This window comes from Actinoplanes sichuanensis, from assembly GCF_033097365.1.
GTDB lineage: Bacteria > Actinomycetota > Actinomycetes > Mycobacteriales > Micromonosporaceae > Actinoplanes > Actinoplanes sichuanensis.
Genome location: NZ_AP028461.1, coordinates 6747702 through 6760513, shown reverse-complemented (window position 1 = coordinate 6760513; position 12812 = coordinate 6747702). Strand labels below are relative to the sequence as shown.

12 protein-coding genes are annotated in these 12812 nt (G+C 70.7%); 9 read left to right on the top strand and 3 right to left on the bottom strand.

Features of this window, described 5'->3' with window-relative positions; genetic code table 11:
- Window positions 1–60: 60 nt before the first annotated feature.
- Window positions 61–1047 (bottom strand): LacI family DNA-binding transcriptional regulator, encoded by a 987-nt coding sequence (locus tag Q0Z83_RS31285; RefSeq protein ID WP_317786831.1) that lies wholly within the window; start codon window positions 1045–1047, stop codon window positions 61–63.
- Between the two features lie 187 nt (window positions 1048–1234).
- On the opposite strand from Q0Z83_RS31285, the gene Q0Z83_RS31280 reads away from it, so the two are divergent.
- The 4 genes from Q0Z83_RS31280 (at window position 1235) to Q0Z83_RS31265 (ending at window position 6424) form a co-directional block, all read left to right on the top strand.
- On the top strand, window positions 1235–2098 hold the full coding sequence (locus Q0Z83_RS31280; RefSeq protein ID WP_317786830.1) for a carbohydrate ABC transporter permease: 864 nt from the start codon (window positions 1235–1237) through the stop codon (window positions 2096–2098).
- Window positions 2098–3015 (top strand): carbohydrate ABC transporter permease, encoded by a 918-nt coding sequence (locus Q0Z83_RS31275; protein WP_317786829.1) that lies wholly within the window; start codon window positions 2098–2100, stop codon window positions 3013–3015. Before Q0Z83_RS31280 ends, Q0Z83_RS31275 begins: the two co-directional genes overlap by 1 nt.
- Window positions 3016–3033: 18 nt before the next feature.
- Window positions 3034–4368, top strand: a complete 1335-nt coding sequence (locus Q0Z83_RS31270) for an ABC transporter substrate-binding protein (protein ID WP_317786828.1) — start codon at window positions 3034–3036, stop codon at window positions 4366–4368.
- A gap of 70 nt (window positions 4369–4438) precedes the next feature.
- Complete coding sequence (locus tag Q0Z83_RS31265; protein ID WP_317786827.1) at window positions 4439–6424, top strand: beta-galactosidase; 1986 nt, start codon at window positions 4439–4441, stop codon at window positions 6422–6424.
- A 42-nt stretch (window positions 6425–6466) separates the two neighbouring features.
- Here the strand turns inward: Q0Z83_RS31265 and Q0Z83_RS31260 are convergent, their stop codons facing one another.
- On the bottom strand, window positions 6467–7399 hold the full coding sequence (locus Q0Z83_RS31260; RefSeq protein WP_317786826.1) for an AbfB domain-containing protein: 933 nt from the start codon (window positions 7397–7399) through the stop codon (window positions 6467–6469).
- Window positions 7400–7569: 170 nt separating this feature from the next.
- Here Q0Z83_RS31260 and Q0Z83_RS31255 point away from each other — a divergent pair, with 170 nt between their 5' ends.
- Both Q0Z83_RS31255 and Q0Z83_RS31250 read left to right on the top strand, forming a co-directional pair.
- Window positions 7570–8637, top strand: coding sequence for a hypothetical protein (locus tag Q0Z83_RS31255; protein ID WP_317786825.1), 1068 nt, complete (start codon window positions 7570–7572; stop codon window positions 8635–8637).
- Window positions 8634–9248 (top strand): class I SAM-dependent methyltransferase, encoded by a 615-nt coding sequence (locus tag Q0Z83_RS31250; protein ID WP_317786824.1) that lies wholly within the window; start codon window positions 8634–8636, stop codon window positions 9246–9248. The genes Q0Z83_RS31255 and Q0Z83_RS31250 overlap by 4 nt, the downstream gene beginning before the upstream one ends.
- On the opposite strand, the gene Q0Z83_RS31245 is transcribed toward Q0Z83_RS31250, so the two are convergent.
- On the bottom strand, window positions 9231–10418 hold the full coding sequence (locus Q0Z83_RS31245) for a hypothetical protein (RefSeq protein WP_317786823.1): 1188 nt from the start codon (window positions 10416–10418) through the stop codon (window positions 9231–9233). The genes Q0Z83_RS31250 and Q0Z83_RS31245 overlap by 18 nt on opposite strands.
- Window positions 10419–10537: 119 nt before the next feature.
- On the opposite strand from Q0Z83_RS31245, the gene Q0Z83_RS31240 reads away from it, so the two are divergent.
- The 3 genes from Q0Z83_RS31240 to Q0Z83_RS31230 are packed head-to-tail and all read left to right on the top strand — an operon-like array spanning window position 10538 to window position 12812.
- Window positions 10538–11071, top strand: coding sequence for an RNA polymerase sigma factor (locus Q0Z83_RS31240; protein ID WP_317786822.1), 534 nt, complete (start codon window positions 10538–10540; stop codon window positions 11069–11071).
- Window positions 11064–11771: a hypothetical protein gene (locus tag Q0Z83_RS31235; RefSeq protein WP_317786821.1), complete on the top strand. Its 708-nt coding sequence runs from the start codon at window positions 11064–11066 to the stop codon at window positions 11769–11771. The genes Q0Z83_RS31240 and Q0Z83_RS31235 overlap by 8 nt, the downstream gene beginning before the upstream one ends.
- 39 nt (window positions 11772–11810) lie before the next feature.
- Entirely contained in the window at window positions 11811–12812 is a 1002-nt protein-coding gene (locus tag Q0Z83_RS31230; RefSeq protein ID WP_317786820.1) for a glycoside hydrolase family 6 protein, read from the top strand.

Sequence of the window (12812 nt, the reverse complement as noted above, 5' to 3'; positions counted from 1 at the left end):
TTCGTCGATCCGCGCTGCCCGCTCCGGGCCCGTGATCCGGCGGCGAGGGCCGGTCCGCCGCTATGGGCGTGCCGGTGCGGTGCTTTCGCGGATCACCAGGCGGGTGGCGACCAGGTCGGTGCCCGCGTCGGCCGGCTCGTTGTGGATCTGGCGGAGCAGGGCGTGTACGCAGCGCCGCCCCACCTCCGCGAAGTCCTGGTGGACGGTGGTCAGCGGCGGCAGGTAGGACCCGGCGTCGGCGATGTCGTCGAAACCGACCACGCTGACGTCGGCCGGCACACGGCGCCCGCGTTCGTGGAGCGCGCGCAGCACCCCCAGGGCCATCTGGTCGTTGGCGGCGAAGATAGCCGTGCAGGACGGGTCATCGGCCAGGCGCAGGCCGGCGTGGTAGCCGGAGTCGGCGGACCAGTCGCCGCGTTCGAGGGCGGGGACCGGGCGGCCGGCTTCCTCGAGGACGCGGCGCCAGGCGCCGGCGCGGCGTTCGGCGGCATACGATTCGGCCGGGCCCGCGACATGCCGGACGGTACGGTGCCCGAGCGCGAGCAGATGCCGCACCGCCTGCTCGGTGCCGTCGGCCTGGTCGGTGTCGACGACCGGGTAGCGGTCTCCGGCATCCGAGTCGACGACGACCACGTGCACGTCGGGCGGGATGGCGACGGCCGACGCGTCGAGCAGGTGCACCTCGATGATCAGGATGACCCCGTCGACGGTGAGCTCACCCATTCTTGTGAACGCTCCCATGACGTTGTCCTGGGTGGCGGCGCCGACCGGGATGAGGGTGATCGCGTACCCCTCGGCGGCGGCGTGGGTGGCGATCGCCTCGACGGTGCGGCTGTTGCCGGTCGAGGACAGCCCGAACAGGATGACGCCGATCGTGTTGAACCGGCCGTACCGCAGCGAGCGGGCCGCGCTGTTGGGTCGGTAGCCGAGTTCGCTCATGGCGGCGAGCACCTGCTCACGGGTGGTCTCGACGACACCTGTGGCGCCGTTGGCGACGCGCGAGACGGTCTGCGAGGAGACACCGGCGCGGCGGGCCACGTCGGCCATGGAGACGCGCTGCTTGCGTCGGCCGCCGGGTACGTCCGAGGCGGCACGGAGCCGGGGCGGTTCGATGGCGATTACTCCCTTGGTCTTGACCTTGACCTCAATTTGTGGCCCATGCCACTATACGGCAGTCATGTTTACGTAAACATGACGAGCATGTTCACGTAAACATTTCACGAGGAGGGTATTGGTGACCCGGCGTTCATGGATCGGGTGGCAGTTCATCGGTCCGTTCATGGCGGTGTTCGCGCTGGTCTTCCTCGCACCGATCGGCTACTCGGTGTACCTCAGCGTGTTCCGTACCCGCCTGGTCGGCGGCACCAGCTTCGTGGGCCTGGAGAACTACACCAACGCACTGAGTGACCCGCAGTTCTGGCAGGGGGTGACCCGGGTCGGGCTCTTCCTGGCCGTCCAGGTCCCGATCATGCTCGGACTGGCGCTGGTGGTGGCGCTCGCCATCGACAGCGGACGGCTGCACGGCAAGGCCTTCTTCCGCGTCACCATCTTCATGCCGTACGCGGTGCCCGCCGTGGTCGCCACGCTCATGTGGGGCTTCATGTACAGCAACCAGTTCGGCCTGGTCGGCAACATCAACGACGCGCTGAACATCACGCTGCCGGAGCCGCTGTCCGCGAACCTCGCGCTCGCCTCCATCGGCAACATCGTGACCTGGGAATTCGTCGGCTACAACATGCTGATCTTCTACTCGGCGCTGCGTGTCGTGCCGGCCTCGCTGTACGAGTCGGCCGAGATCGACGGTGCCGGGGCGTTCCGGATCATCCGGGCGATCAAGCTGCCGGCCATCCGCGGTGCGCTGGTGATCGCCACCATCTTCTCGGTGATCGGCAGCTTCCAGCTGTTCAACGAGCCGGCCATCATGCGCCCGCTCGCGCGCAACGTGCTGACCACCGACTACACCCCCAACATGTACGCCTACACGCTGTCCTTCGCCGGGCAGCAGTACAACTACGCCGCCACGGTCGCGATCATCATGGGTGTCATCACCATGGTCGTCGCGTACGTCGTGCAGTTGCGCGGCACCAGGGAGAACTGATGACTACGACGGTGCAGTCCAACCGGCGTACGACGGACCACTCGCCCGCCTCGGAGAAGCCCTACCGCCGCGGCAGGCAGCGCAGCGTGCTCCTCACCCTGCTGACCTCGCTCTTCGCGATCTACAGCCTGGTCCCGTTGCTCTGGCTGGTGATCAACGCGACGAAGACGCCGGAGGGCCTGCTCAGCTCGTTCGGCCTCTGGTTCGACGACGGTGAGTTCGCCCTGTTCGACAACATCCGCAAGACCTTCACGTACCAGGACGGGGCCTTCACCCGCTGGCTGGGCAACACCCTGCTGTACGTGGTGGCCGGGGCCGGCGGTGCGACCCTGCTGGCCACCCTCGGCGGCTACGGGCTGGCCAAGTTCGACTTCGTCGGCAAGCGGGCGGTGTTCGCCACCGTGATCGGCGCGGTCGCCGTGCCGGGCACCGCGCTGGCCGTACCCACGTTCCTCATGTTCAGCAAGTTGGGGATCACCAACACTCCCTGGTCGGTGATCATCCCGTCGCTGGTCTCGCCGTTCGGGCTCTACCTGATGTGGACCTTCTCCGCGCAGGCGGTCCCGGACGAGATGCTCGAGGCGGCCCGGATCGACGGTGCGAGCGAGTTCCGTACGTTCTTCCAGGTCTCCCTGCCGTTGTTGGCTCCCGGTGTCGTCACGGTCCTGCTCTTCACCGTGGTCGCCACCTGGAACAACTACTTCCTGCCGCTGATCATGCTGAGGGACCCGTCCTGGTATCCCCTCACCATCGGTCTCAACTCCTGGAACGACCAGGCGCAGACGGTCGGCGGCGAAGCCGTCTTCAACCTCGTCATCACCGGATCACTCATCACGATCCTGCCGCTGCTCGCGGCCTTCCTGTTCCTGCAGCGTTACTGGCAGTCCGGCCTCGCCGCAGGCAGCGTCAAAGAATGAAATCCTGAGAGGAAAACAATGGCTAGATTGATCAAGGTGGCCGCCGCGGCGACCGCCGCCATGCTGGCGATCGCCGCCTGCAGTTCCGGCAGCGACGGCGGCACCACCGACACCCCGGCGGCCGCCGGGACCGAGGCCGACGTCGCCGCCGCGCTCGAGAAGGGCGGCAATCTGACGGTCTGGGCCTGGGACGGCACGATCAAGGACGTCGTCGCGGGCTTCCAGAAGAAGTACCCGAACGTCAAGGTCGAGCTGAACAGCGCCCTGTCCGGCGACAAGCACTACACGGCGTTGCAGAACGCGGTCGCGGCCGGCAGCGGTGGCCCCGACGTCGCGCAGGTCGAGTACTACGCGGTGCTGCAGTTCGCCCTCGGGAAGTCGCTCGCCAACCTCAGCGGGTACGGCGCCGAGAAGCTGAAGGCCGACTTCACGCCGGGTCCGTGGGCCGCGGTCACCCCGAACGGCGGCGTCTACGGGCTGCCGCTCGACTCCGGGCCGATGGCGCTGTTCTACAACAAGGAGGTCTTCGACAAGCACGGCATCGCGGTGCCGGCCACCTGGGCCGAGTACGTCGAGGCCGCCCGCAAGCTGCACACGGCCGACCCGAAGGCCTACATCACCGGGGACACCGGCGACGCCGGGTTCACCACCAGCATGATCTGGCAGGCCGGCGGCAAGCCGTACCAGGTCAGCGGCACCGACGTGACGATCGACTTCGCCGACCCGGGCGCGGCCAAGTTCACCGCCATGTGGCAGCCGATGATCACCGAGAAGCTGGTCGCGCCGATCCCGCCGTGGACCGACGAGTGGTTCAAGGCACTCGGCGACGGCACCATCGCCAGCCTGGTCACCGGCGCGTGGATGCCCGGCAACCTCGCCTCCGGCGCGGCTGCCGCGAACGGCAAGTGGCGTACCGCGCCGATGCCGCAGTACGAGGCCGGCGGCAAGGCCACCGCGGAGAACGGCGGCAGTTCGCTGGGCGTCATGGACAAGTCGGCCAACAAGGCGCTGGCCTACGCGTTCGTCAAGTACGCGGCGTCGGAAGAGGGCAAGGATCTGCGGATCAAGGGTGGCGCGTTCCCGTCGACCACCAAGGACCTCACCTCGCCCGAGTTCCTCGGCACGGAGTTCCCGTACTTCGGCGGCCAGAAGGCCAACGAGATCCTCGCGGCGTCGGCGCAGGGCGTGGTCAGCGGCTGGTCGTACCTGCCGTTCCAGGTCTACGCCAACAGCGTCTTCAACGACACCGCCGGTAAGGCGTACGTCTCCTCCACCCCGCTGGCCGACAGCCTGAAGGCGTGGGGCGAGCAGTCCGCCAAGTACGGCAAAGAGCAGGGCTTCACCATCAAGTGACTCCGAGTAGAGGCCCGCGCCGCCGTTGACGGGGCGCGGGTCTCTTCTTGATATCCACCAAGGAGATCGTGTGAGTACCCCTCACCCACCCAGTTGGCTTCGCCGTACCGGGGCACCCCGTCTGGAGTTCGGCGCCGACTACAACCCGGATCAGTGGCCGCGTGATGTCTGGGCCGACGACGTACGGGCCATGCAGGCGGCCGGCGTCACCGTGGTCAGTCTCGCGATCTTCTCCTGGGCGCGGCTCGAACCTCGCGACGGTGTGTACGACTTCGCCTGGCTCGACGAGGTGATGGACCTGCTGCACGCCGGGGGCATCGCCGTCGACCTGGCCACCGCCACCGCCTCCCCGCCACCGTGGCTGACCCGTAAGCACCCGGAGATCCTGCCGGTGACGCGGACCGGCGAGACCCTGTGGCCGGGCGGCCGTCAGCACTGGCGGCCCACCTCGCCGGTCTTCCGGGAACACGCTCTCCGCCTGGTCCGGGAGTTGGCCGTCCGCTACGCCGACCATCCGGCGCTGGTCGCCTGGCACGTCAACAACGAGTTGGGCTGCCACAACGTCTACGACTACTCGGACGACGCGGCGGCCGCCTTCCGGGTCTGGCTGCGGGCGCGCTACGGCACCGTCGAAGCGCTCAACCAGGCCTGGGCGACCGCGTTCTGGTCGCAGCGTTACGACGACTTCGAGGAGGTGCTGCCGCCCCGGCTGGCCGCCTCGTACCCGAACCCGACCCAGCAACTGGACTTCAAGCGGTTCTCCTCGGACGCGCTCAAGGAGCACCTGCGGGCCGAGCGGGACCTGCTCCGGCAGATCACCCCGGAGGTGCCGGTCACCACGAACTTCATGGTGATGGGCGAGACGAAGGGCATGAATTTCGCCGACTGGGCCGGTGAGATCGACTTCGTCTCCAACGACCATTACGTGCTGCCCGGCCCGCAGGACCGCGACGAGCTGTCCTTCTCGGCCAACCTGACCGGCAACCTGGCCGGCGGCCGCCCGTGGTTCCTGATGGAACACTCCACCAGCGCGGTCAACTGGCAGCCGGTGAACGTCGCCAAGAAGCCCGGTGAGCTGCACCGCGACTCACTGACCCACGTGGCGCACGGTGCCGACGCGGTCTGCTTCTTCCAGTGGCGGCAGTCGCGGGCCGGCGCCGAGAAGTACCACTCCGGGATGCTGCCGCACGCCGGGACCGACAGCGACCTCTTCCGGGACGTGGCCCGGCTCGGGGAGCGGCTTCGCGAGCTGGCGCCCATCGCCGGCTCGCCCCGCACCCGCGCCGCGGTCGGCATCGTCTTCGACTGGGAGTCGTGGTGGGTGTCCGAGCACGACTCGCATCCGACCGACCGGATCCGCTACCGCCAGGAGGCCCTGGACTGGTACACCGCGCTGCTGGACGCCGGGATCCGCGCCGACGTGCTGCCGGTGGGTGGCCCGCTGGCGGAGTACCGGGTGCTGATCGCCCCGATCCTGCACGTCGTCCCGGCCGCGTTGGCCGATCGGTTGCGGGACTTCGTGGCCGGGGGCGGGCACCTGGTCACCACGTATTTCTCCGGGATCGTGGACGAGAACGACCACATCTGGCTGGGCGGCTACCCGGGGGCGCTGCGTGAGCTGCTGGGCATCCGGATCGAGGAGTTCGGTCCGCTGCTCGACCACGAGAGCGTCGAGTTGGACAACGGCACGACCGGGACGATCTGGACCGACCGGATCGACGTGACCGGGGACGACGTCGAGGTGCTGGCCCGGTACAAGACGGGGGAGCAGGCGGAACGGGCGGCGGTCACCCGGCGGACGGTGGGTGCCGGGTCGGCGGCGTACGTCTCCACCCGTCTCGGCCCGGACGGGCTCGGCGCGCTGCTGCCCGGCCTGCTCGGCCCGGCCGGGGTGAGCAGTGAGCTTCCCGCCGAGCTGGGCGGACGGGTCGAGCTGACGGTCCGCGGGGACCACCGGTTCCTGATCAACCGGACCGACGAGCCGGTGGACCTCGGCGCCCTGCCGGGCGCCGGGATCCTGCCGGCCCGCGGAGTGACAGTCATCCGGAACAGCTGAGAACTCTGACCGACCCCGGCCGGATGGGCCGGCCGGGGTCGGTCAGAGCGCGGTCCGCGGCGTGAAGGCCGTGGCCCTCGCCGCGGTGGTCTCGACGATCTTCAGCCAGTCGTCGTCGGCGACCACGTAGTGACGCGGATAATTCGTCGACCGGAGTGCCAGTGCGGCGCCCTGTCGAATCGTCACGGGACAGAAAGTGGCGTCCTGACGGAATAGCGCGGAGCCGTCGTTCCTGTCTAGCCGTATTTCGAAATTTCGATGACGCAGATAATACCCGGGAAAGTTAACAGATTCGAGTGAGACGCAGTTGTCGTCACCCAGTCCGGTACGCACCCGGAAGGCCGCGTCGGCGCGTTCCCCGGAACTGCTCGACGCGCTGATCGCGTCCAGCCGGCCCCGGTAGTTGCGGTGCCGCACCCGGTCTCCGGGACGGTCCGAGGCCTCCAGGCCGACTGTCGAGCCGACACTCAACCGGACCGGGGCGGCAGTTGTCGGTCTGGTCGTCGCGGGTGGTTTCGTGGTGGTTCGGGTAGCCACCGGTGAGGTCGCCGGCGGCGGCGTATAGCGGCGGGTGTGGGTCGGGGGCACCGTGGTGTCGGTGGGTGACGGCTGCACGCTGACCGGCACTTCACCGACGTCTTCCGAGTCCAGGGCCGGTGGGAAGGCCGGCAGTGCCTGACCCGGCAGGGCCGGGTACTCGAACTCGGCGGCGACCGGCTCGGGTTTTCGCGAGGCGTCCAGGACCACGGCTATCGCCGCGGTGGCCGCGCAGGCGAGACAGAGGGCGGCGGCGAGGACGAGGCGGGGCCGCATCGTCCCCTGGCCGCGCAGGCGGGGGAAGGAGTCGCGGTAGTGGGGGGCGTTGTCCTGGGGGTGTGCGGTGGGCCGGATCGGCCCGGCGGGATCGCCGCCGGGTGAATAGGGCGGAATCCAGCCGCCGACCCGCAGTCCGTTACGGGTGTCGTCTTCCGGCATCAATTTCGCTTCCGTGGGGGATCGTTCACACAGAACCACTTAAGGATTCGATAAGGATCTACACGCTCGGGGCATCTGAGGGCAAGAGGTAACGATGTCCCAATTTGTTGGGAGCGCTCCAATCGAACCGAACGGGCCTCACGTACGTACCACCGGCGTGGAGTCCTGCCGTGCGCTTCGAGGAGAGCTACGTGGACAGTCCTACCGTCTCTGACACCGACAGCCCGGCCGACAACGAGCCGGCGGTCATCGAGCTCGTCATCACGAGCCCCGACGCCGTGCCTAACCTGCCCGACATCTCCGAGTTCTGGCCGGACGCGCCGCACAAGGTCGGGCCGCCCGCCGACCACTACGAGCCGGAGGGGGCCGACCCGGTCCGAACCGATCCGGCCTGGGTGCCCCGCGGCTCGCAGCGGCCCACCGTGGAGCTCCATCTCGCCGAGACCCGGACCCGCCGTGCCTCCCGCAAGCCGATCCTGGTGCTGGCCGCCGTGATCCTGGCCGCGGCCGGGCTCGCCTGGTACGCGACCCGGCCCACCGAGCCCACCGCCGGGCCGGTGCTGACCGTCCCGTCCGCCACCGGCCCCGCCGAGGACCCGGCCGGGCAGCCGCCGGTCTCCATCGAGACCACCCCGCCGATCACCCCGGCGCCCGACGCGGCCACCCTCGAACTGGCCGACGGCACCACCGCCCTCGCCGTCCGGATCGGCGACACCGGCGACAACTGGTATCAGGTGAGCAGCCCGATCGGCAGCGGCATCACCACCCGGACCGAAGAGCAGGGCGACACGGTACGGGTCTTCGTCGACGACCACACCGAACCCGGAACCGCCGAGGTCAACGTGGTGCTGAGCGCCGAGGTCACCTGGTCGTTCCGGATGAGCGGCGGGGTCCGTACCGCCGCCGTCGATCTGACCGGCGCCAAGGTCGGCCGGATCGACCTGATCGGTGGCGCGGCCGAGATCGACCTGGCACTGCCCCGGCAGGACGCGGTCGTGCCGATCTCGATGACCGGCGGTGTCCGGGACTGGCGGGTCAGCACCGGCGGCCACGTCGAGGCGGTCCTGAAGGAGGGCGCCGGGGTGGTCGAGCTCTACGGCGACCGCAAGCAGGGCGTGAACAAGGGCAGCCGGTTCACCGCGGGTGACGGTGACGGCGGCGTCGACCTGGTCGCCGAGAAGGGCGTCGGCACCCTGATCGTGGCCGAGGGCCGGGACGGGGGCACAATCTCCGAGTGACACGAGCAGCAGGCGACGCGGCCCCACCCGAGACCTCGGTCTCCCTGGACCACTTCATCGGGCTCTATGAGGCCAAGGACGACCCGTGGGACGTCGCCACCAAGTGGCACGACCGGCGGAAGTTCGCGGTCACCGTGGCCAGCCTGCCGCGTGAGCGCTACCGCCGCTGCTACGAGCCGGGCGCGTCGATCGGCACGCTCAGCCGGATGCTCGCCCAGCGCTGCGACGAGGTGCTCACCACCGACAGCGTCCCGGAGGCCGTCGAGCTGGCCCGGCAGAACACCGCCGACCTGCCCAACGTGCGGGTCGAGCGGGCCGAGCTGCCGGCCGACCTGCCGGACGGCGTCTTCGACCTGGTGGTCATCGGCGACCTGCTCTACTACCTGTCCGGCGCCGACCTGCGGGCCACCGTGGACGGGCTGACCGAGCGGCTGGAGCCGGGCGGCGACCTGGTCGCGGTGCACTTCCGCAACCGGGCGACCGGCGGCGGCTACGACGGTTTCAACGCGCACGCCGAGCTGCTGGAGACCGCCGGCCTGGAGCACGTGGTCCACCACGAGGACGAGTGGTTCGTGCTGGACGTGCTACGCCGCTCACACGACGTGGCGTAGGGCGGTCAGGCCCGGCACGGTCACCTCTCCGGAGCGGACGCCGATGGCCGCGTCCAGCCAGGTGACCCGGCCGGTCCCGCCCGCGTAGACGCGCCGGCCGTCCCGGCTCAGGGCCAGCCCGCGCACCGGGCCGGGCAGCTCCCAGCGGCCGGTCGACCGTCCCGAGGCGCGATCCAGCACGGTGACCCCGCCCGCCCCGAGCAGGATCCGGTCGTCCGCGGTGAGTGCCAGCGCGGCCGTCGAACCGGCCACCGGCGGCACGTCCACCACCCGTTCGATCGACAGCGACGACGGGCTCGCATAGGCCAGCTTCCCCGAGTTCAGATCGGCGACGAACAGGGTGCGCCCATCCGCGGCGAGAGCGTGCCCGGCGGTCGGTCCCTCGCCGAACGGATGCGGAAGATCGAGGCAGTACGCCCACCGCTCGACCAGATGCAGGACATGGACGAAGGCGTGCGCGTTCCCGGGACGGCCGGACAGCAGGTCGCGGGTGTGCCGGTGGCCGGGCTGATGGGTGTAGAGGGTGAACAGCATGGTCCGGTCGGCCGACAGCACCGCCTGACGTCCGTCGCCGCGCATCTCCTCCTCGGCACCCGGCGGCACCGGAGTCTTGTCTCTGGTGTTCAACGGCTGCACCGCCCCGGTGGCCAGGTCGAGCAGCCGCACCCGGTAGTGGTCGGGCGCGGCCGCGGGCAGCCACTCCAGCACGAACAGTCCACTCCCGTCGGCCGTGAACGCGTCCGGTTCGATCACCCCGACCAGGTCCCGTTCGGACCGGCCGCCCGGCCCGGTGATCAGCAGGGTGGTCCGGGTGCGCGCGGCGGGCCGGTCGGAGGCCCCCGTCCGGCTCAGCGCGCACACCCGGCCGTCCGAGGAGATCACCCGCGGAATCCAGCCGTCGTCCAGCGCGGTGTCACGCGACGCGGTCCCGCTCGCCGGGTCGATCCGGTCGAGCCCGCCGTCCCGGGCGGCATACAGATGACCGCCGTCGAAGGTGACCGCGGCCGCGCCGAGCACCTGCTCCCCACCGGGAGCGAGCCGCAACAGCCCACGATCGGAGTCGGCGAGCAGGACGTCCGGCGCGGTGGCGGCGACGGCGGGCGTCTCCCGGCAGCCCCCGAGCACGAGAGCCGATCCGGCCAGCAGCAGAAGGTTCCGGCGAGTGGTCATGCCCCGTTGACACCGGCCGGCCGCACCGGGTTCCCGGCGGGTGGGAACCCGAGTCGGGTGGGCGGTGTCTCTAGGGTGTCGGCGGAGGGGGAGCGGACATCGACATCGACGAGGCGGCCGTGGTGGCCCGGGCCCGGGCCGGTGACCTGGACGCGTATGAGGTCCTGGTGGCCAGGTTCACCGTGCCCGCGCAACGGGCGGCCACCCTGCTGGGCGCCGGGGCGGACGCGGACGACGTGGTGCAGGAGGCGTTCGTGAAGGCGTACCGGCAGCTGGCCCGGTTCCGGGGGGACTCCGGGTTCAAGGCGTGGCTGCTGGCCATCGTGGCCAACGAGACCAGGAACCTGGTGCGGTCCCGGCGCCGCCGTGAGGGGCTGTGGTTGCGGGCCGCGGTTCGCGAGGATCCGCTGCGGTTCGAACCCGACCCGGCCGAGTCGGCGATGGCCGCCGAACGGCGTCGGCTGCTGATCGAGCAGTTGCGTGTCCTCGACGACCGGGACCGTGCGGTGCTGCTCTGCCGGTACCTGCTCGACCTGTCCGAGGCGGAGACCGCGGTCACGCTCGGGCTGCCGAAGGGGACGGTCAAGTCACGGACCGCGCGGGCGCTGGCGCGACTGCGTGACCGGATGCCGCAGGGGGTGACCGGTGCCTGACCACGAGGACCTGATCGCCGAGTTGCGTGACCTGGGGGCCCGTCTGGCCGTACCCCCGGAGAAGGATCTGCGAAGTGCGGTGCGGGAGCGCCTCGTGACGCCCGCGCCGAGGCCGCGTCGCGCCCGGTGGTGGGTGACGGCCGTGGCGGCCGCGCTGATCGCGGCGGTCGCGGCGGTGGCACCGGCCCGGGCCGCGGTGGTCGAGATGGTCGGCGACCTGCTGCGGATCGCCGGTGTGGAGGTACGCCGCGACCAGCCCGGGCAGACCCTGCCCGCCACGCCGAGCCCGCTGCCGTCGGCGACCGCGGACGCCGGCTTCCCGATCGGTGTCCCGGCTGAGCTGGGTGAACCGGACGAGATCCGGCGTTCCGATCCGGACCGCGACGGCCGCCCACGGGTGGTGACGCTGATCTACCGGGGCGGCGCGGTCCGGTTGGACGAGTTCGACGGGCGTCTGGACACCACGTTCTTCAAGACCGCCCCGGACGCCCGTTTCGTCGACCTGCCCGGCAGCCTCGGCGCGGCCTGGCTGCCCGGTCCGCATCCGGTGACCTATGTGGGCCGCGACGGGGTGGAACGCACCGAGACGGCCCGCCTGGCCGGCCCCACCCTGGTCTGGGCGACCGACACCGTCACCTACCGGTTGGAGGGAATTCGGACACTCGAAGAGGCGATTGCGGTGGCACGCTCGGTGCGCTGAGCCTCGATCGGGTATGCGCGGTCGGTACCGTTCGTCCGGATGAGAAGCCTTCCCGTACTCGGCTGCCTGGTGACGATCGCCGTTCTCGGCGGATGCACCTCCGCTCCGCCCGGCCCCGCACCGACCCCGCCGGCCTCCCCGTCGGCGACCGATTCCGGCGTGTTCTACGTGGAGCCCGAAGCGCCCGCGGTCAAGCAGGTCAGAGCCTGGGAGGCGCAGGGCCGCACGGCGGACGCGGCGGCCCTGCGCCGGATCGCCGGCGAGCCGAACGCGGTCTGGTTCGCCGACGACAAGCCCGGCCACCTGGACCGGGCCCGGCGGCTGATCACCGCGGCCGGGGCCGCCGGGCGCACCGCGGTGCTGGTGCCCTACTGGGTGCCGGAGCGGGACTGCGGCGGCCACTCGGGCGGTGGCGCGCCGGACGCCGCGGCCTACCGGACGTGGATCGACGGCCTGGCCGAGGTGGTCCGCGGCCGGCCGGTGATCGTCGTCCTGGAACCGGACGCGGTCCCGCACGTGCTGGACGAGTGCGTCTCCGGACCGGCCGCGCAGGAGCGGCTCACCCTGCTGCGGGAGGCGGTCGAGACGTTCAAGCGGGGCGACGGCGCCCGGGTCTACCTGGACGCCGGCAACCCCGGCTGGATCAAGGACACCGACCGGGTGGCCGCGGCGCTGGAGGAGGCCGGGGTGCACGACGCCGACGGGTTCAGCCTCAACGTGGCCAACTTCAAGACCACCGAGGACAACATCGCCTACGGTACGGCCATCTCCGACCGCCTCGGCGGGAAACCGTTCGTCATCGACACCAGCCGCAACGGCAACGGGCCGGCGCCGAACGACGGGCGCGGCTCGGACGGGCACTGGTGCAACCCGCCGGGGCGGGCGCTCGGACCGGCGCCGACCGAGGACACCGGCACACCCCGGGTGGACGCGTACCTGTGGGTGAAACGGCCCGGCGAGTCCGACGGGGCGTGCACACCGGACGCCCCGCCGGCCGGTCAGTGGTGGCCCGAGTACGCGCTCGGGCTCGCCACCAACTGA